Below are 23,848 nucleotides of genomic sequence, written 5' to 3'. Positions count from 1 at the left end.
GGGCATGACGGACCGTAAGCACGAACTCGCCGCGAACCTGGCGAAAGTGGAAGAGCGCATCACCGCCGCGTGTGCGGCCGCCGGACGCCCGCGGGAGGACGTGACCCTCATCGTGGTCACCAAGACCTACCCGGCGGACGATGTGCGCATTCTCTCGGAACTCGGGGTGCGCCACGTCGCGGAGAACCGCGACCAGGACGCGGCACCCAAGGCCGCCGCCTGCTCGGATCTGCCGCTTTCGTGGCATTTCGTCGGGCAGTTGCAGACCAACAAGGTCCGGTCCGTGGTCGGTTACGCGGATGTCGTGCAGTCCGTGGACCGCGCGCGGCTGGTCACGGCCCTCTCGAAGGAGGCCGTACGGACCGGCCGTGAAGTGGGCTGTCTCCTCCAGGTGGCGCTGGACGCGGAGGAGGGCGGGCGTGGGGAGCGCGGCGGTGTCCCGCCCGCCGGAATCGAAGAGTTGGCCGACCTGGTCGCCGGATCGGAGGGGCTGCGCCTCGACGGACTGATGACCGTGGCGCCGCTCACCGGCGAGTACGCCGGACGCCAACGGGCGGCGTTCGAGCACCTCATGGATTTGTCGACCTACGTGCGCCGAACCCATCCGGCTGCGAACATGGTCTCCGCGGGGATGAGTGCGGACCTCGAACAGGCCGTGGCCGCCGGAGCGACACATGTACGCGTCGGCACTGCGGTACTCGGAGTCCGACCCAGGCTCGGGTAACGTCGCCAAGAAGTCGGACCACAGCAGAAAATATGGTCATTACCGCCGAAAGGCGGACGCAACGACCTCGTGGATCGCAGGCACTTGGAGTCGTCAGCAGATCCACCACAGAGCGGAGGACTCAGAGCATGGCCGGCGCGATGCGCAAGATGGCGGTCTACCTCGGCCTCGTGGAGGACGATGGGTACGACGGCCGGGGGTTCGACCCCGACGACGACTTCGAACCCGAACTGGACCCGGAACCCGAGCGGGATCACCGACGCCACGAACCGGCGCACCAGTCGCATGGTGCGCATCAGTCCCAAAGGGACGAAGAGGTACGAGTCGTGCAACCGCCCGCGCAGCGCGAGCCGATGCCCCGTTCCGCTTCGCTCGCGGCGGAATCCGGCCGCCCGGCGCGCATCGCGCCCGTGGCGTCCATCACACAAGAACGCGCAAGCCTGGAAAAGAGCGCACCGGTCATCATGCCCAAGGTCGTGTCCGAACGAGAGCCCTACCGGATCACCACACTTCACCCCCGGACCTACAACGAGGCCCGTACCATCGGGGAACACTTCCGTGAGGGCACGCCGGTGATCATGAATCTCACTGAGATGGATGACACAGATGCGAAGCGACTTGTCGACTTTGCGGCCGGTTTGGTGTTTGGTCTTCACGGCAGTATCGAGCGGGTGACGCAGAAGGTGTTCCTGCTGTCTCCTGCTAACGTCGATGTCACGGCGGAGGACAAGGCCCGCATCGCAGAGGGCGGGTTCTTCAACCAGAGCTGAGACGCACCACCGGTACAGAGCAAGAACGCGGGCCCGGGACAGGGTCCGAGAGATGGTTCAGGGGAGAGGGAAGCACAGGTCATGAGCGTGGTCCTGGATGTCGTCTACATCGCGCTGATGTGCTTCCTCATCGTGCTCATCTTCCGGTTGGTCATGGACTACGTCTTCCAGTTCGCCCGCTCGTGGCAACCCGGCAAGGCGATGGTGGTCGTTCTGGAGGCCACCTACACTGTCACCGATCCACCGTTGAAGCTTCTGCGGCGGTTCATTCCGCCGCTGCGTCTCGGGGGCGTGGCGCTCGACCTGTCCTTCTTCGTACTGATGATCATCGTCTACATCCTGATCTCGATCGTGAGCCGGCTGTGATCGATGAGAGAGATACGGGCTTGCCGAATGCCGACGACAACGTTGAGGTGAAGAGATGCCGTTGACCCCCGAGGACGTGCGGAACAAGCAGTTCACGACCGTCCGCCTCCGAGAAGGCTATGACGAGGACGAGGTCGATGCCTTCCTCGACGAGGTCGAAGCCGAACTGACCCGACTGCTCCGCGAGAACGAGGACCTGCGCGCCAAGCTGGCCGCGGCGACGCGTGCGGCCGCGCAGAACCAGCAGAACATGCGCAAGCCTCCGGAACCTCCGCAGGATCAGCAGCCGCCGCAGCACCAGGGGCATCCCCCGCAGCAGGGTGGTATGCCGCAGCAGGGCATGCGAGGTCCCGGCGCTCCGGTGCCCGCCGGCATATCGGGCCCGCCGCAGCAGCAGATGGGTGGCCCCATGGGTGGTCCGCCCCAGCTGCCGAGCGGTGCCCCGCAGCTGCCCGCCGGCCCCGGCGGACAGGGTGGCCCGCAGGGTCCCGGCCCGATGGGCCAGGGTCCGGGGCCGATGGGCCAGGGCCCGGGGCCGATGGGCCAGGGTCCGGGTCCGATGCAGGGTCAGATGGGTCCCGGTCCGATGGGCGGCCCCATGGGCGGCCCGCAGGGCCCTGGTGGTCCCGGCATGCCCGGTCAGGGCGGCCCCGGTGGCGACAGCGCCGCTCGCGTGCTCTCGCTGGCCCAGCAGACCGCCGACCAGGCGATCGCGGAGGCCCGTTCCGAGGCCAACAAGATCGTCGGCGAGGCTCGTTCGCGTGCCGAGGGTCTGGAGCGGGACGCCCGTGCCAAGGCGGACGCCCTGGAGCGGGACGCGCAGGAGAAGCACCGCGTCGCGATGGGCTCCCTGGAGTCCGCCCGCGCCACGCTGGAGCGCAAGGTCGAGGACCTGCGCGGCTTCGAGCGCGAGTACCGGACGCGACTGAAGTCGTACCTGGAGTCCCAGCTGCGCCAGTTGGAGACGCAGGCGGACGACTCGCTCGCTCCGCCGCGCACGCCGACGAGCGCCGCGCCGTCCCTGCCGCCGTCCCCGGCGCCCTCGATGGCCCCGGCCGGCGCCAGTGCCCCGTCCTACGGCGGCAACCAGTCGATGGGCAGCGGTCCGGGCCAGTCGGGCCCGTCCTACGGCGGCCAGCAGCAGATGTCGCCGGCGATGACCCAGCCGATGGCACCGGTGCGGCCGCAGGGGCCGTCGCCGATGGGGCAGGCGCCTTCGCCGATGCGCGGGTTCCTGATCGACGAGGACGACAACTGATCTGTAGTACGGCGTAGCCTTCGGCAACGTTCAGGGCGGGCCCCGGGTTTTTGACCCGGGGCCCGCTTTTGTGTGCCGGTGCGGGCGGGGGTGGCTCCCAGGCCGTTCAGGCGCTGGGGGAGGCACGACTGCCCGCAGCCGTGAAGGCCCGGCTCCCCTCAGAGAGAGGGGGGCCGGGCCCAGTCGTTTGCTCGGTTACTGCTTCCGCAGGCGGAACACCAGGGAAAGACCCTCGTCCGAGAACGGTGCCCCGTACGTGTCGTCCGCCTCGCCCTGCGCGAAGTCCGTCGCCAGGACCTCGTCGGAGATCAGGCCGGCGTGGTCGGTCAGGGCGGCGATCGTCGCCGGGTCCGTGGCCGTCCAGCGCAGGGCGATCCGGTCGGCGACGTCGAGGCCGCTGTTCTTGCGGGCCTCCTGGATCAGGCGGATCGCGTCCCGGGCGAGGCCCGCGCGGCGCAGTTCCTCCGTGATCTCCAGGTCGAGCGCCACGGTCGCGCCCGAGTCGGAGGCGACCGACCAGCCCTCGCGCGGCGTCTCCGTGATGATCACCTCGTCGGGAGCGAGGGTGATCGTCTCGCCGTCGACCTCCACCGAGGCCGTGCCCTCGCGCAGCGCCAGGGACAGCGCGGCGGCGTCCGCTGCCGCGACGGCCTTCGCCACGTCCTGCACGCGCTTGCCGAACCGCTTGCCCAGCGCCCGGAAGTTGGCCTTCGCGGTCGTGTCGACGAGGCTGCCGCCGACCTCGCTCAGCGAGGCGAGGGACTCGACGTTCAGCTCCTCCGTGATCTGGGTGTGCAGCTCCGGGGAGAGCGTGCCGAAGCCCGCCACCGCGATCAGCGCGCGGCTGAGCGGCTGCCGGGTCTTGACCCCCGACTCCGCACGCGTGGCACGGCCCAGCTCGACCAGGCGGCGGACCAGGACCATCTGCTTCGACAGCTCCGGGTCGATCGCCGCCAGGTCGGCCTCCGGCCACGAGGACAGGTGGACCGACTCGGGGGAACCCGGGGTGACGGGCACGACCAGGTCCTGCCAGACCCGCTCGGTGATGAACGGGGTCAGCGGCGCCATCAGCCTGGTGACCGTCTCGACGACCTCGTGCAGCGTGCGCAGTGCGGCCTTGTCGCCCTGCCAGAAGCGGCGGCGGGAGCGGCGCACGTACCAGTTGGACAGGTCGTCGACGAACGCGGACAGCAGCTTGCCGGCCCGCTGGGTGTCGTAGGCGTCCAGCGCCTGCGTCACCTGGTCGGTGAGCGCGTGCAGCTCGGAGAGCAGCCAGCGGTCCAGGACCGGGCGGTCGGCCGGGGCCGGGTCCGCCTCGCTCGGCGCCCAACGCGAGGTGCGGGCGTACAGGGCCTGGAAGGCGACCGTGTTCCAGTACGTGAGGAGCGTCTTGCGGACGACCTCCTGGATGGTGCCGTGGCCGACCCGGCGGGCCGCCCACGGGGAGCCGCCGGCCGCCATGAACCAGCGGACCGCGTCGGCGCCGTGCTGGTCCATCAGCGGGATCGGCTGCAGGATGTTGCCCAGGTGCTTGGACATCTTGCGGCCGTCCTCGGCGAGGATGTGGCCGAGGCAGACCACGTTCTCGTAGGACGACTTGTCGAAGACCAGGGTGCCGATCGCCATCAGCGTGTAGAACCAGCCGCGGGTCTGGTCGATGGCCTCGGAGATGAACTGTGCCGGGTAGCGGCTCTCGAACAGCTCCTTGTTCTTGTACGGGTAGCCCCACTGCGCGAACGGCATCGAGCCCGAGTCGTACCAGGCGTCGATCACCTCGGGCACGCGCAGCGCTTCGAGGGAGCAGCCCTCGTGGGTGCAGGTGAAGGTCACGTCGTCGATGAACGGACGGTGCGGGTCCAGGGCCGACTGGTCGGTGCCGGACAGCTCGGTCAGCTCCGCGCGGGAGCCGACGACCGTGAGGTGGTCCTCCGCGCACCGCCAGATCGGCAGCGGGGTGCCCCAGTAGCGGTTGCGGGAGAGCGCCCAGTCGATGTTGTTGTTCAGCCAGTCGCCGTACCGGCCGTGCTTGACCGCGTCCGGGAACCAGTTGGTCTTCTCGTTCTCCTGGAGGAGGCGGTCCTTGACGGCGGTGGTGCGGATGTACCAGGACGGCTGGGCGTAGTAGAGCAGCGCGGTGTGGCAGCGCCAGCAGTGCGGGTAGCTGTGCTCGTACGGGATGTGCTTGAAGAGCAGGCCCCGGGTCTCCAGGTCCTCGGTCAGCTTCTCGTCGGCCTTCTTGAAGAAGACGCCGCCGACCAGCGGGACGTCCTCCTCGAAGGTGCCGTCCGGGCGGACCGGGTTGACCACCGGCAGCCCGTACGCGCGGCAGACCTTGAGGTCGTCCTCACCGAAGGCGGGGGACTGGTGGACGAGGCCGGTGCCGTCCTCGGTGGTGACGTAGTCGGCGTTGACCACGTAGTGCGCGGGCTCGGGGAACTCGACCAGCTCGAAGGGGCGCCGGTACGTCCAGCGCTCCATCTCGGCGCCGGTGAAGGACTGCCCGGTGGTCTCCCAGCCCTCGCCGAGCGCCTTGCCGACCAGCGGCTCGGCGACGACCAGCTTCTCCTCGCCGTCCGTGGCGACGACGTAGGTGACGTCGGGGTGCGCGGCGACCGCGGTGTTGGAGACCAGCGTCCACGGGGTCGTCGTCCACACGACCAGCGCGGCCTCGCCGGCCAGCGGGCCGGAGGTCAGCGGGAAGCGGACGTAGACGGACGGGTCGACGACCGTCTCGTAGCCCTGGGCCAGCTCGTGGTCGGACAGGCCGGTACCGCAGCGGGGGCACCAGGGGGCGACGCGGTGGTCCTGGACCAGCAGGCCCTTGTTGAAGATCTCCTTCAGCGACCACCAGACGGACTCGATGTACTCCGGGTCCATCGTGCGGTACGGGTCCTGGAGGTCGGCCCAGTAGCCCATGCGGGTCGTGAGCTCTTCGAAGGCGTCGGTGTGGCGGGTCACCGACTCGCGGCACTTCGCGTTGAACTCGGCGATGCCGTACGCCTCGATGTCCTGCTTGCCGGAGAAGCCGAGCTCCTTCTCCACGGCCAGCTCCACCGGCAGGCCGTGGCAGTCCCAGCCGGCCTTGCGGCCCACGTGGTAGCCGCGCATCGTGCGGAAGCGGGGGAAGACGTCCTTGAAGACGCGCGCCTCGATGTGGTGCGCGCCGGGCATGCCGTTGGCGGTGGGCGGGCCCTCGTAGAACACCCACTCGGGGCGGCCCTCGGACTGCTCCAGGCTCTTGGCGAAGATCTTCTGCTCACGCCAGAAGTCGAGCACCGCGTGTTCGAGCGCGGGCAGGTCGACCTGGGCGGGCACCTGGCGGTACTGCGGCTGCGTATTCAACGAGCTTCCTCCGGCGGACGTGCTGCCTTCCGTCGGAGGGACGAGAGCCGTGCTCCCGCGGTACCACCCTCCTTGGCCCGCCGGTGCGTCGTGTGCTCCGGTGAGCCCCCTCATTGGGGTCGCGAGCCGGTTCTACTCGCCGCGGCTGTGCTGCCACGGCTTTCTTCCGGCGGCTCCGGGGTGATCTTCACGTCGCGCTCGCCCCCGGGCTCACACCGTCCCCGGGTCGCTCTGGGCTGCTGACGCCGCTACTCGTCCCCATCCATGCTTTCCGCTGCGCCCAGTGTACGGCGCCGCGCGGACAACGGCCGACCGGTTTCGGCGTGACCCGAATGCCGCCGTCCGGGGGCCGGTCCCCGCACGGACGGCCCGGGCGGCGTTCCGGCGGATTACCGGGCGGGGAGCTGGGCACAACGCATGCATGCTCGCCGCGCGGCGCACGGTGGGCGGGCGAATCGGGCGGCGTGCCCCGTTGCCGCGGGACCGGAGTCGATTTATCGTCCCAGCACGATTCGCGCGCAAGATCACAATATGTGAAGGGGCCGCGGCCATGGTGGCGAAGAAGAAGACGACGGCCGCGAAACAGAGCGCCGCCGAGGACAGCGCCGCGGAGCAGGACCCGGCGACGAAGACCGCGGCGAAGAAGACGGCGGCGAGGACGAGCCCGGCGAAGAAGAGCACGGCCAAGAAGAGCACGGCCAAGAAGAGCACGGCCAAGAAGAGCACGGCGAAGAAGAGCACGGCCAAGAAAGTGGGCGCGGCCGAGGCCGCGGAGCAGACGGGAGCCACGACGGTGGTTGCGAAGAAGACTCCTGGCACGGCCACGGCGGCCAAGACCGCTGTTCCCAAGGCCCGCGGCACCGCCGCCGCGGACCCCGGCGACCTCGCGGTACGGCCCGGCGAGGAACCCTGGACCCCGCAGGAGGTCGAGGAGGCGCGCGGCGGGCTGCAGTCCGAGGCGGACCGGCTGCGCACCGAGATCGACTCCTCCGAGCGGTCGCTGCAGGGCATGATGCGTGACTCCGGCGACGGCGCGGGCGACGACGAGGCGGACACCGGCAGCAAGAACATCACGCGCGAGCACGAACTGGCGCTGGCCGCCACCGCGCGCGAGGTGCTCACCCAGACCGAGCGGGCCCTGGAACGCCTGGACGCGGGCACCTACGGCCTGTGCGAGAACTGCGGCAACCCGATCGGCAAGGCGCGGATGCAGGCATTCCCGCGGGCCACCCTGTGCGTCGAGTGCAAGCAGAAGCAGGAGCGCCGGAACTGAGCCGCAGCCGGGACGGGAAGTGTGCCGTACCCTCGTGCTCAGTCAAGGACCTAGGCTGAGGGACTCACGTGGCAGAGGCGGAGCGCATCATCGGTACTCCGGAGACCCCGGACGCGGCGGGGGAGGGGCAGGAGCGGCCCGACGCCGCACAGGAGCGGGAGCACGAGCAGGAGCATGAGCAGGCTCCTGAGCGTCCCCGGGGCAAGCGGCGGGTCGCCGTGCTGTTCGCGGTCGCCCTGTTCGCGTACCTGCTCGACCTGGGCAGCAAGATGCTGGTGGTCGCCAAGCTGGAGCACCACGAGCCGATCGAGATCATCGGCGACTGGCTGCGGTTCGCGGCGATCCGCAACGCGGGCGCGGCCTTCGGCTTCGGCGAGGCCTTCACCGTGATCTTCACGGTGATCGCGGCGTCGGTGATCGTCGTCATCGCCCGCCTCGCGCGCAAGCTGCACAGCCTGCCCTGGGCGATCGCGCTCGGCCTGCTGCTCGGCGGTGCCCTCGGCAACCTCACCGACCGCATCTTCCGCGCCCCCGGGGTCTTCGAGGGCGCGGTCGTGGACTTCATCGCGCCCAAGCACTTCGCCGTCTTCAACCTCGCCGACTCGGCGATCGTCTGTGGCGGCATCCTGATCGTGATCCTCTCCTTCCGGGGCCTGGATCCGGACGGGACCGTCCACAAGGACTGACCTCCGGCTGTCCGGCGGTCCACAGGGGCCGGTTGTCCACGGGGACCGGTTGTCCACAGGGACCGGGCGCGCGTTCGGGAGTGTCCGGTCCGTCCGGCATACTCGACGGGTGAGCACGATTCCCGAGATCCGTACCCTGCCCGTGCCGGACGGCCTGGAGGGCGAGCGCGTCGACGCCGCCATCTCCCGCATGTTCGGCTTCTCCCGTACCAAGGCCGCGGAGCTCGCCGCGGCGGGCAAGGTGCAGGTCGACGGATCGGTGGTCAGCAAGTCCGAGCGCGTCCACGGCGGCGCCTGGCTCGAGGTCGAGATGCCGCAGGCGCCCGCGCCCGTGCAGGTGGTCGCCGAGCCCGTCGAGGGCATGGAGATCGTCCACGACGACGAGGACGTGGTCGTCATCGTGAAGCCGGTGGGCGTCGCGGCGCACCCGTCCCCGGGGTGGAGCGGGCCGACCGTCATCGGCGGACTGGCCGCCGCCGGGTACCGCATCTCCACCTCCGGCGCCGCCGAGCGCCAGGGCATCGTGCACCGCCTCGACGTCGGTACCTCCGGCCTGATGGCGGTGGCCAAGTCGGAGCGCGCGTACACCTCGCTCAAGCGCCAGTTCAAGGAGCGCACGGTCGACAAGCGCTACCACACGCTCGTGCAGGGCCACCCCGACCCGACCAGCGGCACCATCGACGCCCCCATCGGCCGCCACCCGCAGCACGACTACAAGTGGGCCGTCACCGCCGAGGGCAAGGCCTCCGTCACGCACTACGACCTCATCGAGGCCTTCCGCGCGGCCTCCCTGCTCGACGTGAAGCTGGAGACCGGCCGCACCCACCAGATCCGCGTCCACATGGCAGCCCACCGCCACCCCTGCGTCGGCGACCTGACCTACGGCGCGGACCCCACCCTCGCCAAGCGACTGCGGCTGACCCGCCAGTGGCTGCACGCCGTGCGGCTCGGTTTCGAGCACCCAGGCACCGGCGACTGGGTCGAGTACGCCAGCGACTACCCCGAGGACCTTCAGCAGGCCCTGGACCTGGTCCGCGAGGAGACCTACGGATGAGCACCCCGAGCCCGGCCCCGGCCTACGAGGTGCGCGTCGCCGAGGACCCCGCCGACCGCGAGGCCTGCTTCGCGGTGCGCAAGGACGTCTTCGTCGCCGAGCAGAAGGTCCCCGAGGACATCGAGTACGACGCCTACGACGCCGACGCCGTGCACGTCCTGGCCATCCGCGAGGACGGCGTGCCGCTCGGCACCGGCCGGCTGCTGCACGGCGCGGCCGCCGCCGCGAAGAACGGCGACGGCGACCCGGCCGTCGGCTCCCTGGGCCGCCTCGCGGTGACCGCGGCGGCCCGCGGCCTCGGTGTCGGGGCCACGCTGGTGCGGGCCATGGAGGCCGCCGCACGCGCGCGTGGACTCACCGCCGTGGACCTGCACGCGCAGACCCACGCCCTGGGTTTCTACGAGCGACTGGGGTACGAGGCGTACGGACCCGAGTTCCCCGACGCCGGGATCCCCCACCGCGCGATGCGGCGCTCCCTGTAGCGGGGGTGCCGAACCGGCTGGTGGGACCGGTGGCGTGGCAGGCTTGGGGTTCGCCGTGGGAACGGCCGGACCACAGCCCCTAGACCCCACCGGAGCGGTGACCGTGGATCAGCTGGCCCTGTTGTTCATGCTGTTGCTCGGGGCCCTGCTGAGCGTCCCGATCGGTGCCCGGCTCGGGCTGCCGGCCCCGGTGCTGATGACGCTCCTCGGCATCGTCCTGGCGCTGCTCGACTTCGTGCCCAACGTCGACATCCCGCCCGAACTGATCCTGCCCGGACTGCTGCCGCCGTTGCTGTACGCCGCCGTGCGGCGCACGTCCTGGCGGCAGTTCGCGGCCAACAAGCGCCCCATCTTCCTGCTGGCCGTCGCGCTGGTCTTCGTCACCATGGTCTGCGTGGCCTCCGTGGCCCACGCGATCGTGCCGGGGCTGCCGATCGCCGCCGCCTTCGCGCTGGGCGCGCTGGTGGCGCCGCCCGACCCGGTCGCCGCGACCGCCGTCGCCGGGCAACTGGGGCTCCCACGCCGCCTGGTGTCCATCCTGGAGGGCGAGGGACTCTTCAACGACGTGACGGCCATCGTCCTGTACCACGTGGCCATCGCCGCGGCGGTCGGCGGCTCCTTCTCGCCGTGGCGGGCCGGGTTCGACCTCGTGCTCTCCGCCGTCGTCGCCGTCGCGATCGGGCTCGTCCTGGGCTGGGGCTCCAACAAGCTCATGAGCGTGCTGGGCGACCCGACGCTGCAGATCGGGCTGACCCTGCTGGTGCCGTTCGTGAGCTACGTCGCCGCCGACGAACTGCACGGATCGGGCGTGCTCGCCGTGCTCACCACCGCCATGTTCCTCGCCGAGTACGCCTCGGACGCCGACGACGTGATGACCCGGCTCGGCGGCCACACCGTCTGGGACGTGGTCGACACCCTGGTCACCGGGGTGGCCTTCGGCCTGATCGGACTGGAACTGCACAACGCCGTCCGCACCGCCTCCGGCCGGTGGACCGAACTGCTCGGCTGGGCGGCGGCGATCCTCGTCGTCGTCATCCTGGTCCGGCTGCTGTACCTGCTGCCGGCCACCTGGCTGACCCAGCGGCTGCACGCCAGGCGCGACCAGGACGAGGACATCCCGACGAGCTGGCGTGAGACGGTGGTCATGTGGTGGGCGGGGATGCGGGGCGTGGCCTCGGTCGCGCTGGCCCTGGCGATCCCGCTGGAGACGGACGACGGGGCGCCCTTCCCGCACCGGGACGAGATCGTCTTCATCGCGTTCGGGGTGATCATGGGCACGCTGCTGCTGCAAGGGCTGACGCTGCCCTGGCTGGTGGGCAGGCTGGGGGTACGGGCGGACACCGAGCGGGAGCAGGAGTTCGAGCGGGCCCTGGCCCTCAGGGCGGCCCGGGCGGCCAAGCAGCGGCTCAAGGAGATCGAGTCGGTGGAGGAGCTGCCGGAGGAGCTGTCCGAGCAGATGCTGCGGCGCGCCTTCGACATCGGCGTACGCATCAGCCCGGACCTCGGGGACGAGGAGCGACGGGAGGCGCAGGAGCAGCGGGCCCGGCGGTTCAAACGCGTCCGGCGCATCCAGGGCGAGATGCTGAGCGCCGCCCGGCACGAGGTGCTGGCCGCCCGCAGCGAACCCGGCGCCGACCCGGAGATCGTCGACCGGGTCCTGCGCCACCTGGACGTGCGCAGCCTGCGCTGACCCGCGGGTGCGGGCCCGCGGTCACAGGCTCTTGGCCGGCCGGCCCGGGAAGCGGCGGGAGTCCGTCCCGGAAGGGCGGCGGGAGTCCTCCTCGGAGGAGCTCCGGGCGTGCGGGAAGCCTTCGTGGGCCGGGCGCAGGGCCGCGTCGGCCGTGTTGACCCGCGGCAGCGCGTACGGGTGCTCGTCGGTCAGCCAGCGGAGCATCCCCTCGCGCACCGTGACGCGCACCGTCCAGATGTCGTCCGCGTCCTTCGCCGTCACCAGGGCCCGCACCTCCATGGTGGTCGGGGTGGTGTCCGTGACGGTCAGGTTGTAGTTGCGTCCGTCCCAGGCCGGGCACTCGCGCAGGATGTCGCGCAGGCGCTCGCGCATCAGGTCCATCGGCGCCGAGTGGTCGAGGTGCCAGAAGACGGTCCCGGTCATCTGCGGGGTGCCGCGCGACCAGTTCTCGAACGGCTTCGAGGTGAAGTACGACACCGGCATCGTGATCCGGCGCTCGTCCCAGGTGCGCACCGTCAGGTACGTCAGCGTGATCTCCTCGACGGTGCCCCACTCGCCGTCCACCACGACCGTGTCGCCCATGCGCACCATGTCGCCGAAGGCGATCTGGAACCCGGCGAACAGATTGCCCAGCGTGGACTGGGCCGCCACACCGGCGACGATGCCGATGATGCCGGCCGAGGCCAGCAGCGAGGCGCCCGCCGCCCGCATCGCCGGGAACGTCAGCAGCATCGACGACACCGCGACCACGCCGACGATCGCCGTGACCACCCGCATGATCAGCGACACCTGGGTCCGCACCCGGCGCACCCGGGCCGGATCCCGCTCGGCGTGCGCGTGCGCGTACCGCGAGTAGGACGTCTCGACGACCGCCGCGGCGATCCGGACCACCAGCCAGGCCGCCGAGCCGATCAGTACCAGCGTCAGCGTCCGGCCGACCCCGGTCCGGTGGTCGGGGAACACACCGGCCTCGACGTACGACCCTCTGAGCAGGCCCGCGCAGAGCACGATCTGGTAGGGCAGGCGGGCGCGCCGCAGCAGCCCCCACAGCGGTGTCTCGGGGTGGCGTCCGTCGGCCTTGCGCAGCAACAGGTCGGTGGCCCAGCCGATGACCACGGTCAGCAGTATTGAGCCGCCGACCACGATCAGCGGGCGGAGTATCGTCTCCATCCCTCGAACGTAACCGGCCGCGCGGTGCTGTGAACCTGTGAGGTATCTCCCGCCCGGGGTATCGCCGCGCGCGGGCCCGTCACACCCGGCTGGCACCATGGCCTCATGAACATCGTGCTCTTTCACTCGACCCTCGGCCCGAGGCCCGCGGTGCGGCAGGCCGCCGACCGGCTGCGCGACGCCGGGCACCAGGTGTGGACCCCGGACCTTTTCGAGGGCCGTACCTTCGACACGGTCGAGGAGGGCATGGTCCATCAGGACGGGATCGGCCGCGAGGAGCTGCTGAAGCGGGCCGTGCTGGCCGCCGCGCCCTATTCCGAGCGGGGACTGGTCTACGCCGGGTTCTCGCTCGGCGCGTCCATCGCCCAGACCCTCGCCCTCGGCGACCACCGGGCGCGCGGGCTGCTGCTCCTGCACGGCACCTCGGACCTCGCGCCGAGCGCCTCGGTCGACGAGCTGCCGGTCCAGCTGCACGTGGCCGAGCCGGACCCCTTCGAGACGGACGACTGGCTCAGCGCCTGGTACCTCCAGATGGGCCGGATCGGCGCCGACGTCGAGGTGCACAGATATCCCGGCGCCGGTCACCTGTACACCGACCCGGAGCTGGACGACTACGACGCGGAGGCGGCCGAGGCCACCTGGCGGGTGGCGCTCGGCTTCCTCGAGTCCCTCCAGGAGGCTCAGGCGGGGGAGTAGACGCGCTCGACCCGCTGCGTGCCGCTGCGGGTGCGGTAGGAGCGGGTCCACCCGGAGGTGGCCCGCGGGTCGGTGCGGTCGGAGACCACGTAGTAGTCCATCTGCGCCCGGTCCGCGGTGATGTCCAGCACGCCGTAGCCGTGCCGGTCCGTGTCGACCCAGCGCACGTGCCGGTTCGCGGCCCGGATCACCGGCGCGGCGATCGCCGAGACGGTGCCCTCGGGAACCTTCACGATGTCGTCGAGGTTGTCGGAGGTCACCGACGTGACGACGAACTCCGTGGCCGCGGAGGCGGACAGCGGATAGGTCCCGGCGTTGTGCGGCACGTCGTTGGCCCAGGCCATGTGGATGTCGCCGGTCAGGAACACCGTGTTGCGGATCGCGTGCGCGCGCAGGTGGGCGAGCAGTTCGCGCCGGTCGGCGGTGTAGCCGTCCCACTGGTCGGTGTTGAGGGCGAGGCCCTCCTTCGGCAGCCCGAGCAGCTCGGCGAGCGGCCCGAGCAGCGCCGCGGGGAGCGAGCCGACCGCGAACGGCGAGATCATCACCGGGTTGCCGACCAGCCGCCAGGTGGCGTCGGAGGCGGCGAGACCCGCCTTGAGCCAGTCGAGCTGGGCCCGGCCGGTGAGGGTGCGGTCCGGGTCGTCGACCTCGCCGTTGCCGAGCGCCACCTGCTGCGAGCGGAAGGAGCGCAGGTCGAGAAGCGAGAGGTCGACGAGCTTGCCGAACCGCAGCCGCCGGTAGGTGGTGCCGGCGATGGCCGGGCGCACCGGCATCCACTCGAAGTAGGCCCGCTTGGCGGCACTCCGACGTGCCGCCCAGGTCCCCTCGGCGCCCTCGGTGTGGTTCTCGGCGCCGCCCGACCAGGTGTCGTTGGCGATCTCGTGGTCGTCCCAGATCGCCACCACCGGCGCCGTGGCGTGCAGGGCCTGCAGGTCGGGGTCGGTCTTGTAGCGGCCGTGCCGGATCCGGTAGTCGGCGAGGGTGAGGATCTCGTGGGCCGGCGCGTGCGGGCGTACGACGGTGTCGCGGGTGCCGTACTCGCCGGTGCCGTACTCGTAGATGTAGTCGCCCAGGTGCAGCCAGGCGTCCAGGTCGCCGCGGGCCGCGAGATGGCGGTACGAGGAGAAGTACCCGGCCTCCCAGTTGGCGCAGGAGACCACGCCGAAGCGCAGGCCGGTGACGGCCGCGTCGTGCGCGGGGGCGGTGCGGGTGCGGGCGACGGGGGAGTCGGTGGGGCCGGCGGAGAAGCGGAACCAGTAGTCCGTGGCGGGCGCGAGACCGCGGACGTCCGCCTTGACGGTGTGGTCGGCGGCGGCCGTGGCGGTGACGGACCCCTTGGCGACCACGTTCGTGAGGTCCTTGTCCGTGGCGACGACCCAGCTCACGTCGGTGTCCGGGCCGGTCCCGGAGCCCGGTATGGCCTCGGGCACCGGTGTCACCCGGGTCCACAGCAGCACGCCGTCGGGCAGTGGATCGCCGGAGGCGACGCCGTGCAGGAAGGCGGGGGCCGCGTCGGCGGCACCGGCGGGCAGCGCCGCGGCGAGCGGAGCGGCCAGGACGGCACCGGCCGCCGCGGCCTTGACGACCGTACGGCGGCTCGGGGTGCGGGAGTTCTCGGAGGCTCTGTGTCGACTGGTCACGGCCGATCAGGTTACTGATCGGTACGCGCGCGAGTGGGCGAACTCGCAAAAGTTCGCCCACTCGTCAGACGGCGATCACCGGAACCGGCAACCGGGGAACCGGCAGCCGGGACCGGCGGCGGGATCACCGGGTCACTTGGTGACGCCTGCGTCCTTCAGCGCCTTCTGCCACGCGTCGGGCGTGCTCGGGGTCTCGACCACCTTGTCGTTGATCTTGATGGTCGGGGTGGACTGGACGCCCTCGGCCTTGTCGAAGGACTTGCTCATCCGCATCGCCCAGGCGTCGTAGGTGCCCTTCTCCACGGCGTCCTGGAACTTCTTGTTGCCCTTCAGGGCGTCGACCGAGTCCGCCACCTTGATCAGGTAGTCGTCCTTGGCGAAGTCGTCGGTCGACTCCTCGGGGTGGTACTTCGTGGAGTAGAGCGCGGTCTTGTAGTCGACGAACGCCTCGGGGCCGACGTTCAGCGCGGCGCCCAGCGCGCTCAGCGCGTTCTTGGAGCCCTCGCCGCCCAGGTTGCCGTCGAGGAAGGTGCCGACGGTGAAGGAGAGCTTGTAGTCGCCGTCCTCCATGCCCTTGTTGACGGTCTCGCCGATGCTCTGCTCCATCGCCGCGCAGCCCGGGCAGCGCGGGTCCTCGTAGAGGTGGACGACGTTGTCGGACTTGGACTCGCCCATGACGACGGTGGTGCCGTCCTTGCCGGAGGTGTTGGCCGGGGCCACCACCTTCGCCTCGGCGGCCTTGTCCCAGCCGCTCGGCTTGTTGCCCTGCACGACGGCGTAGCTGATGCCGCCGGCTATCGCCAGTACGCCGACGATGGAGGCGGCCACGATGACCTGTCGCCTGACCTTGTCGCGCTTGGCCTGGCGCTCGCGCTCCTGGCGCAGACGCTCACGGGCCGCCGTCTTCGCCGCCTGGCTGTTCCGCTTGCTCATGTTGGTGATCTCTCCGGGGACGCGCACACGGGGGTGTGCGGAAGTGCGTATGGGGGACTGCCGTGCTCGGTGGTGCCCGTGCGACTCGGCCGGTGCCGGGTCAGACGAGGGCGGCCACCGGGCGCGGCGGTCCGCGGCGTCCCAGGGAGTGCGTGAGGATCCGCTCGCGGGCGCCGGCAGCGCGGCGGACCGGGGGCACCGGGCGGCGCACCGCCGGGGCCCGGTGTACGCCCACGGCCGCGACGGCGAGCAGCAGCGGCCGGAAGGTGGTCGCGGCCACCGCGCCGAGCAGCTGGGCCAGCGCCCGCTCGCCGCGCCGCAGCCAGGCCGCCGCGAGCAGCCCGACCCCGACGTGCGCGGCAAGGAGCAGCCAGGCGGTGCCGGGGGCGGCCTGGGCGAGCACCGACGCCATCCGGTCGGTCTCGGCCCCGGTCACCCGGGTCAGCGGCGCGGTCACCCCGGCGTGGACACCGGTCCCGTCGCCGCACAGCACGTCGAAGCCCACCGAGCGCAGCGGGCCCGCGACCGGGCCGCCCGCCCGGCCGTAGCAGACGTGCTGGCCGGTGGTGAAGACCGTGTCGGCGGCCAGCTCCAGCGGGATCAGCAGGGCGGCGATCCGCCCGAAGCCGCGCTCGCGCCGCCCGGCCAGGGCGTAGGCGATCAGGAACACGGCGGCCGCGACCGCGGCCACCGTGGGCAGCGGCAGCGGAACCCCGGACAGCAGCACGTGCGACGCGGTGCTGAGGGTCACGGCGAGTGCCGTGAACAGCGCCGCGCGTACGGCTCTGAGCGGGGTTCCGGATATGTCCATAGCAGTAGAAGAGTGTGGCACGGGGTCCGGTAAGGGACCCCTAAAGGGTTCCTGTGAGACAGCCGACGGTTACCGAACCGGAATGGTCACAGACCCGGGATCCGGCCGTTGCGGAACAGGTCGACGAAGGTCTGGTGGTCGGCACGGGCGCGTGCGCCGTAGCGGTGCGCGAAGTCGACCAGCAGCGGCGCGAAGCCCTCCTCGTCGGCCGCGATGGCCGCGTCGATGGCCCGCTCGGTGGAGAACGGCACCAGGGACTCCCCGGACTGGTCGTCGGCCGCCGCGTGCATGGTCGCGGTGGCCCGGCCCAGGTCGGCGACGACCTCGGCGATCTCCTCGGGGTCGTCGATGTCGCCCCAGTCCAGGTCGACGGCGTACGGCGAGACCTCGGCGACCAGCTGCCCGGCGCCGTCCAGCTCGGTCCAGCCCAGCCACGGGTCGGCGTGCGCCTGGAGGGCGCGCTGGGAGATCACCGTGCGGTGGCCCTCGTGCTGGAAGTAGTCCCGGATCGCCTGGTCGGTGATGTGCTGGGAGACGGCCGGGGTCTGGGCCTGCTTGATGTAGATCACGACGTCGTTCTCCAGGGCGTCGCTGTTTCCCTCCAGCAGGATGTTGTACGAGGGGAGGCCGGCCGAGCCGATGCCGATGCCCCGGCGGCCCACGACGTCCTTCACGCGGTAGGAGTCGGGACGGGCCAGGGAGGACTCGGGAAGCGTCTCCAGGTAGCCGTCGAAGGCGGCGAGCACCTTGTAGCGCGTGGCGGCGTCCAGCTCGATGGAGCCGCCGCCGGGGGCGAAGCGGCGCTCGAAGTCGCGGATCTCGGTCATCGAGTCCAGCAGCCCGAAGCGGGTCAGCGAGCGGGCCACCCGCAGCGCGCCGAGCAGCGGACCCTCCGCGGTGTCCAGCGTGAAGGGCGGCACCTCGTCGCTCTTGGCGCCGGTGGCCAGGGCGTGGATCCGCTCGCGGTACGCGCCCGCGTACACCCGCACCAGCTCGGTGATCTGCTCGTCGCTGAACGCCTTCGCGTACCCGATCAGCGCGACGGAGGCGGCGAAGCGCTTGAGGTCCCAGGTGAAGGGGCCGACGTAGGCCTCGTCGAAGTCGTTGACGTTGAAGATCAGCCGGCCGGTGGAGTCCATGTACGTGCCGAAGTTCTCCGCGTGGAGATCGCCGTGGATCCACACCCGGGAGGTCCGCTCGTCCAGGTAGGCGCCGCCCGGCTGGTCACCGAAGTCCGGATCCTCGGTCAAATCGCGGTAAAAGAGACCCGCGGTGCCGCGGTAGAACGCGAAGGCCGAGGCCGCCATCTTCCGGAACTTCACGCGGAACGCCGCGGGATCCGCGGCCAGCAGCTGGCCGAAGGCGGTGTCGAAGACGGCGAGGATCTCCTCGCCGCGGTGCTCCTCGTTGAGCTGCGGGACCGACATGCCTGGTGCCTCCTGGTGCGGGTGGTGCCTCACGGATGGAGCGGATCTCCACTCGGGCCAACGTTCGAGCCGGAGCGGGAGTGCCCGCCCCAGAAGGTACGCGTGGTGGCCCTCGGAGTGTCAGTGGAGAGGCATAGACTTCGACGCTGACCCCCCGGATCGACCGCCGCCAGTCGTCCCCAGTTTTCCCAGGAGGCCGCACGTGTCAAAGCCGCCGTTCACGCACCTGCACGTCCACACCCAGTACTCGCTGCTGGACGGTGCCGCGCGGCTCAAGGACATGTTCGACGCGTGCAACGAGATGGGCATGTCGCACATCGCCATGTCCGACCACGGCAACCTGCACGGGGCGTACGACTTCTTCCACTCCGCGAAGAAGGCCGGAGTCACCCCGATCATCGGGATCGAGGCGTACGTCGCGCCCGAGTCCCGGCGCAACAAGCGCAAGATCCAGTGGGGCCAGCCGCACCAGAAGCGGGACGACGTCTCGGGTTCGGGCGGTTACACCCACAAGACCATGTGGGCGACGAACAGCAAGGGTCTGCACAACCTCTTCCGCCTCTCCTCCGACGCCTACGCCGAGGGCTGGCTGCAGAAGTGGCCGCGGATGGACAAGGAGACCATCAGCCAGTGGTCCGAGGGCATCGTCGCCTCCACCGGCTGCCCCTCCGGCGAGGTGCAGACCCGGCTGCGCCTCGGCCACTTCGACGAGGCCCTGAAGGCCGCCGCCGACTACCAGGACATCTTCGGCAAGGACCGCTACTTCCTGGAGCTGATGGACCACGGCATCGAGATCGAGCACCGGGTCCGCGACGGGCTCCTGGAGATCGGCCGGAAGCTCGGCATCCCGCCGCTGGTGACGAACGACTCGCACTACACCTACGCGCACGAGGCGACCGCCCACGACGCCCTGCTGTGCATCCAGACCGGCAAGAACCTCTCCGACCCGGACCGCTTCCGCTTCGACGGCACCGGTTACTACCTGAAGTCGACGGACGAGATGTACGCCATCGACTCCTCCGACGCCTGGCAGCAGGGCTGCGCCAACACGCGCCTGATCGCCGAGATGATCGACACCACCGGCATGTTCGAGAAGCGCGACCTCATGCCGAAGTTCGACATCCCCGACGGCTTCACGGAGATCACCTGGTTCCAGGAGGAGGTCCGCCGCGGCATGGAGCGCCGCTTCTCGGGCCAGGTCCCCGAGGACCGCCAGAAGCAGGCCGAGTACGAGATGGACGTCATCATCCAGATGGGGTTCCCGGGGTACTTCCTGGTGGTCGCCGACTTCATCATGTGGGCGAAGAACCAGGGCATCGCGGTCGGTCCCGGCCGAGGTTCCGCGGCCGGCTCGATCGTGGCGTACGCGATGGGCATCACCGACCTCGACCCCATCCCGCACGGCCTGATCTTCGAGCGCTTCCTCAACCCCGAGCGCGTCTCCATGCCCGACGTCGACATCGACTTCGACGAGCGCAGGCGCGTCGAGGTGATCAGGTACGTGACGGAGAAGTACGGCGCCGACAAGGTCGCCATGATCGGCACCTACGGCAAGATCAAGGCGAAGAACGCCATCAAGGACTCCGCGCGCGTCCTCGGCTACCCGTACGCGATGGGCGACCGGCTCACCAAGGCCATGCCCGCCGACGTCCTCGGCAAGGGCATCGACCTCAACGGCATCACCGACCCGACGCACCCGCGCTACAGCGAGGCCGGCGAGATCCGCTCGATGTACGAGAGCGAGCCGGACGTCAAGAAGGTCATCGACACCGCCAAGGGCGTCGAGGGCCTGGTCCGGCAGATGGGCGTGCACGCGGCCGGCGTGATCATGTCCAGCGAGCCCATCGTCGACCACGCCCCGATCTGGGTCCGGCACACGGACGGCGTGACCATCACGCAGTGGGACTACCCGCAGTGCGAGTCGCTCGGCCTGCTGAAGATGGACTTCCTCGGCCTGCGCAACCTCACGATCATGGACGACGCCGTCAAGATGGTGAAGTCCAACAAGGGCGTCGAACTCGACCTGCTGTCCCTGCCACTGGACGACCCCACGACCTTCGACCTGCTGCAGCGCGGCGACACCCTCGGCGTCTTCCAGTTCGACGGCGGCCCGATGCGCTCCCTGCTGCGGCTGATGAAGCCCGACAACTTCGAGGACATCTCCGCCGTCTCCGCGCTCTACCGCCCCGGCCCCATGGGCATGGACTCGCACACCAACTACGCGCTGCGCAAGAACGGCCTCCAGGAGATCACGCCGATCCACAAGGAGCTGGAGGAGCCCCTCCAGGAGGTCCTCGCGGTCACCTACGGCCTGATCGTCTACCAGGAGCAGGTGCAGAAGGCCGCCCAGATCATCGCGGGCTACTCGCTCGGCGAGGCCGACATCCTGCGCCGCGTGATGGGCAAGAAGAAGCCCGACGAACTGGCGAAGAACTTCGTCCTCTTCCAGGCCGGAGCCCGGAAGAACGGCTACAGCGACGAGGCCATCCAGGCCCTGTGGGACGTGCTGGTCCCCTTCGCCGGCTACGCCTTCAACAAGGCGCACTCGGCCGCGTACGGCCTGGTCTCGTACTGGACCGGCTACCTGAAGGCGAACTACCCGGCCGAGTACATGGCCGCCCTGCTCACCTCGGTCAAGGACGACAAGGACAAGTCGGCCGTCTACCTGAACGAGTGCCGGCGCATGGGCATCAAGGTGCTGCCGCCCAACGTCAACGAGTCCATGTCGAACTTCGCCGCGCAGGGCGACGACGTGATCCTCTTCGGCCTCTCCGCCGTGCGCAACGTCGGCACCAACGTGGTCGAGTCGATCATCAAGTGCCGCAAGGCCAAGGGGAAGTACGCGTCCTTCCCCGACTACCTGGACAAGGTGGAGGCGGTCGTCTGCAACAAGCGGACGACGGAGTCGCTGATCAAGGCGGGCGCCTTCGACGAGATGGGACACACCCGCAAGGGCCTCACCGCGCAGTACGAACCGATGATCGACAACGTGGTCGCGGTCAAGCGCAAGGAGGCCGAGGGCCAGTTCGACCTCTTCGGCGGCATGGGCGACGAGCAGAGCGAGGAGCCCGGTTTCGGACTCGACGTGGTGTTCGGCGAGGACGAGTGGGACAAGACCTATCTGCTCGCCCAGGAGCGGGAGATGCTCGGTCTCTACGTATCCGACCACCCGCTCTTCGGCCTGGAGCACGTGCTGTCCGACAAGGCCGACGCGGGCATCTCCCAGCTCACCGGCGGTGACTTCGGCGACGGCGCGGTCGTCACCATCGGCGGCATCATCTCGGGCCTCCAGCGCAAGATGACCAAGCAGGGCAACGCCTGGGCCATCGCCACCGTCGAGGACCTCGCCGGTTCCCTGGAGTGCATGTTCTTCCCGGCGACCTATCAGCTGGTGTCCACGCAACTGGTCGAGGACGCCGTGGTGTTCGTCAAGGGGCGGCTCGACAAGCGGGAGGACATCCCCAGGCTGGTCGCGATGGAGCTGATGATCCCCGACCTGTCCCACGCGGGCACCAACGCGCCCGTCGTCCTCACCATCCCGGCGACCCGCATCACGCCGCCGATGGTCAGCAGGCTCGGTGAGATCCTCACCCACCACCGGGGCGACAGCGAGGTGCGGATCAAGCTCCAGGGGCCCACGAAGACGACGGTGCTGCGCCTGGACCGGCACCGGGTGAAGCCCGATCCGGCGCTGTTCGGCGACCTGAAGGTGCTGCTCGGGCCGTCCTGCCTGGCCGGCTGAGCGGAGAAACGGGCGAGGGGCGCCCCCGGTTGCCGGGTGCGCCCCTCGTCGTGGTCGTCAGTTGTGGCCGAAGCGCTTGTTCCGCTTGCGGGAGGCCGCGTCGCCGGGCGTCGTCAGCTGCGGGGAGTGCTGCTCCTCGCGCTCCAGTACGGCCGACTCGGCGGCCTGCGGGGAGCGCTCGGCCTGCGGGTGCTTACGATCACGGTTGTTCTTGTTCTTGGCCATGGTGATCTACCTCCTGAGGGGGATCTAGGGGCCAGGGCCGGAACCAGATTCACATAGGCCAACAAAGAACGCATATCGGGCAATTACCGTCCGTGACGCGGTTCGAGCGGTCGCGGGGTGCCGAAACGCCACGCCGAAGATCGAGTTCGGGCCGTTAACCTCCGCGTGGTCGGGCAGACTCGAAGGAAGCCCGAAGCAAACCTCCCGGAAAGAGGGTGGACCGCGTGGACCGCTGCATCGTCCTGGTGGACGCCGGGTATCTGCTGGGGGCCGCCGCGAGTCTCCTGGCGGGGGAACCCTCGCGTTCCCGCATCACCGTCGATCACGCCGCTCTCATCCAGGGGTTGCGCGACCGCGCCGAGTCCGACACGCAACAGCCCCTGCTGCGCATCTACTGGTTCGACGGCGCCCCGGACCGCGTCCCGCAGCCCGAACACCGTCGGCTGCGGGTGATGCCCCGGGTCACCGTCCGGCTCGGCGCGCTCACCCGCAGTGACGGGCGTTGGGCGCAGAAGGGCGTGGACGCCGCCATGCACGCCGAACTGACCGAACTGGCCCGCAACCGCGCCTGTTCCGACGTCGTCCTGGTCACCGGCGACGGCGACCTGCTGCCCGGCATGATGGCCGCCAAGGAACACGGCGTCGCCGTCCATCTGTGGGCCGTGCAGGCCGCCGACGGCGACTACAACCAGTCCGAGGACCTGGTCGCCGAGGCCGACGAACGCCGCGTCCTGGACCGTACGTGGATCACGAAGGCCGTACGCGCCAAGGAACTCGGCGGCATCTGCGCGCCGCCGCCCGTGCCCCGCCCCGAGATCGCCGCGATCCTCTCCGCGCCGCTGCCCGAGTCCGCGCTCTCCGCCGCCCAGCGTCCCGCCGAGACGCCCGAACACCCCACCACGGCCGCCGCGGGACCGGCCGGAGCCGAGGAACGGGTACCGCCGGCCAAGGGCGTACCCACCCCCAAGGACCTCGCCGCCCTGCGCGCCCCCGGCGCCCACCCCGCCCCGCAGCCCGCCAACGCCACCCTGCGCTGGTCCTCCGACAAGGGCTGGGTCGACCGGCCCGCCGCCGAGCCCTCCGAGGCCGCCACGCTGCCGACACTGGCCCAGCTCACCACGGCCGAGCAGCGCTGGGCCGACCGCGAGGAGGACATCACCACGGTCGGCGGCGACCCGTACGAGGTGGGGCAGGTCTTCGCCCGGCGCTGGCTGGAACGGCTCGGCGACCACGGCCACCTGCAGAAGCTGTCCGGGATGTACCCGCGCATCCCGCACCGCGTCGACGGCGAGCTGCTGCGCTACGCGGCCCGCTTCGGACTGCTCGCGCACAAGGACGACCAGATCGACGAGCACGACCGGTATGCCATCCGGGCCGGGTTCTGGCGGGAGATCGACGTGCGCACGGCGACCGAACGCACGCCCGCCGCCGAGTGAGACGCCCCGGCGTCTCCCTGCTCTCCGCGGCGCTCCCCGGCCGGACCGACACCTGCTGAATCGACACTTATGGGCGGACCCGGGAGCGGGCCGAGGGGACCGACCCCGTAGTCTCCTCCCTTG

19 protein-coding genes are annotated in these 23,848 nt (G+C 70.5%); 12 read left to right on the top strand and 7 right to left on the bottom strand.

Annotated features, from left to right (window positions below):
• Positions 1-4 precede the first annotated feature (4 nt).
• The 4 genes from C4J65_RS07270 (at position 5) to divIVA (ending at position 3,118) form a co-directional block, all read left to right on the top strand.
• Entirely contained in the window at positions 5-724 is a 720-nt protein-coding gene (locus tag C4J65_RS07270; RefSeq protein WP_115741658.1) for a YggS family pyridoxal phosphate-dependent enzyme, read from the top strand.
• Between the two features lie 128 nt (positions 725-852).
• Positions 853-1,494: a cell division protein SepF gene (sepF, locus tag C4J65_RS07265; RefSeq protein ID WP_115741657.1), complete on the top strand. Its 642-nt coding sequence runs from the start codon at positions 853-855 to the stop codon at positions 1,492-1,494.
• Between the two features lie 81 nt (positions 1,495-1,575).
• The gene (locus tag C4J65_RS07260; RefSeq protein WP_007448661.1) at positions 1,576-1,860 is read left to right on the top strand and encodes a YggT family protein; all 285 of its coding nucleotides are present in this window, start codon (positions 1,576-1,578) and stop codon (positions 1,858-1,860) included.
• 55 nt (positions 1,861-1,915) lie between these two features.
• The gene (divIVA, locus tag C4J65_RS07255) at positions 1,916-3,118 is read left to right on the top strand and encodes an apical growth/hyphal branching protein DivIVA (protein WP_115741656.1); all 1,203 of its coding nucleotides are present in this window, start codon (positions 1,916-1,918) and stop codon (positions 3,116-3,118) included.
• 195 nt (positions 3,119-3,313) lie between these two features.
• Here the strand turns inward: divIVA and ileS are convergent, their stop codons facing one another.
• Positions 3,314-6,460 (bottom strand): isoleucine--tRNA ligase, encoded by a 3,147-nt coding sequence (ileS, locus tag C4J65_RS07250; RefSeq protein WP_115741655.1) that lies wholly within the window; start codon positions 6,458-6,460, stop codon positions 3,314-3,316.
• A gap of 550 nt (positions 6,461-7,010) precedes the next feature.
• Here ileS and C4J65_RS07245 point away from each other — a divergent pair.
• The 5 genes from C4J65_RS07245 (at position 7,011) to C4J65_RS07225 (ending at position 11,645) form a co-directional block, all read left to right on the top strand.
• The gene (locus tag C4J65_RS07245; protein WP_115741654.1) at positions 7,011-7,733 is read left to right on the top strand and encodes a TraR/DksA family transcriptional regulator; all 723 of its coding nucleotides are present in this window, start codon (positions 7,011-7,013) and stop codon (positions 7,731-7,733) included.
• A gap of 68 nt (positions 7,734-7,801) precedes the next feature.
• A complete protein-coding gene (lspA, locus tag C4J65_RS07240) occupies positions 7,802-8,419 on the top strand; it encodes a signal peptidase II (RefSeq protein WP_115741653.1) in 618 nt (205 codons plus the stop codon).
• Between the two features lie 109 nt (positions 8,420-8,528).
• Positions 8,529-9,473, top strand: a complete 945-nt coding sequence (locus tag C4J65_RS07235) for an RluA family pseudouridine synthase (protein ID WP_115741652.1) — start codon at positions 8,529-8,531, stop codon at positions 9,471-9,473.
• The gene (locus tag C4J65_RS07230; RefSeq protein ID WP_115741651.1) at positions 9,470-9,955 is read left to right on the top strand and encodes a GNAT family N-acetyltransferase; all 486 of its coding nucleotides are present in this window, start codon (positions 9,470-9,472) and stop codon (positions 9,953-9,955) included. Before C4J65_RS07235 ends, C4J65_RS07230 begins: the two co-directional genes overlap by 4 nt.
• 103 nt (positions 9,956-10,058) lie before the next feature.
• Entirely contained in the window at positions 10,059-11,645 is a 1,587-nt protein-coding gene (locus C4J65_RS07225; RefSeq protein ID WP_115746330.1) for a Na+/H+ antiporter, read from the top strand.
• Between the two features lie 21 nt (positions 11,646-11,666).
• Here C4J65_RS07225 and C4J65_RS07220 read toward each other — a convergent pair whose 3' ends face one another.
• Entirely contained in the window at positions 11,667-12,815 is a 1,149-nt protein-coding gene (locus C4J65_RS07220) for a mechanosensitive ion channel domain-containing protein (RefSeq protein WP_115741650.1), read from the bottom strand.
• Positions 12,816-12,920: 105 nt separating this feature from the next.
• Here C4J65_RS07220 and C4J65_RS07215 point away from each other — a divergent pair, with 105 nt between their 5' ends.
• Entirely contained in the window at positions 12,921-13,511 is a 591-nt protein-coding gene (locus C4J65_RS07215; protein ID WP_115741649.1) for a dienelactone hydrolase family protein, read from the top strand.
• Here the strand turns inward: C4J65_RS07215 and C4J65_RS07210 are convergent.
• From C4J65_RS07210 to C4J65_RS07195, 4 genes are all read right to left on the bottom strand, one after another.
• Complete coding sequence (locus tag C4J65_RS07210; RefSeq protein ID WP_115741648.1) at positions 13,496-15,151, bottom strand: alkaline phosphatase D family protein; 1,656 nt, start codon at positions 15,149-15,151, stop codon at positions 13,496-13,498. The two genes, C4J65_RS07215 and C4J65_RS07210, sit on opposite strands and share 16 nt — an antisense overlap.
• 132 nt (positions 15,152-15,283) lie before the next feature.
• On the bottom strand, positions 15,284-16,084 hold the full coding sequence (locus C4J65_RS07205) for a DsbA family protein (RefSeq protein ID WP_115741647.1): 801 nt from the start codon (positions 16,082-16,084) through the stop codon (positions 15,284-15,286).
• Between the two features lie 100 nt (positions 16,085-16,184).
• Positions 16,185-16,895 (bottom strand): hypothetical protein, encoded by a 711-nt coding sequence (locus C4J65_RS07200; RefSeq protein WP_115741646.1) that lies wholly within the window; start codon positions 16,893-16,895, stop codon positions 16,185-16,187.
• An 86-nt stretch (positions 16,896-16,981) separates the two neighbouring features.
• Complete coding sequence (locus C4J65_RS07195) at positions 16,982-18,322, bottom strand: DUF2252 domain-containing protein (RefSeq protein ID WP_115741645.1); 1,341 nt, start codon at positions 18,320-18,322, stop codon at positions 16,982-16,984.
• Positions 18,323-18,524: 202 nt separating this feature from the next.
• Here C4J65_RS07195 and dnaE point away from each other — a divergent pair, with 202 nt between their 5' ends.
• Positions 18,525-22,064, top strand: a complete 3,540-nt coding sequence (dnaE, locus tag C4J65_RS07190) for a DNA polymerase III subunit alpha (protein ID WP_115741644.1) — start codon at positions 18,525-18,527, stop codon at positions 22,062-22,064.
• Between the two features lie 57 nt (positions 22,065-22,121).
• Here dnaE and C4J65_RS36295 read toward each other — a convergent pair whose 3' ends face one another.
• Positions 22,122-22,289 carry a hypothetical protein gene (locus tag C4J65_RS36295; RefSeq protein WP_115741643.1) on the bottom strand — a complete coding sequence of 56 codons (168 nt, stop codon included), beginning with the start codon at positions 22,287-22,289 and terminating at the stop codon, positions 22,122-22,124.
• A gap of 224 nt (positions 22,290-22,513) precedes the next feature.
• Here C4J65_RS36295 and C4J65_RS07180 point away from each other — a divergent pair, with 224 nt between their 5' ends.
• On the top strand, positions 22,514-23,725 hold the full coding sequence (locus C4J65_RS07180) for an NYN domain-containing protein (protein WP_115746329.1): 1,212 nt from the start codon (positions 22,514-22,516) through the stop codon (positions 23,723-23,725).
• Positions 23,726-23,848 lie beyond the last annotated feature (123 nt).

Origin of the sequence: Streptomyces sp. CB09001, from assembly GCF_003369795.1 — a bacterium.
Taxonomy (GTDB): domain Bacteria; phylum Actinomycetota; class Actinomycetes; order Streptomycetales; family Streptomycetaceae; genus Streptomyces.
Note: the sequence above shows the minus strand (reverse complement) of the source record. Positions and strands in the feature narration are given on the sequence as shown.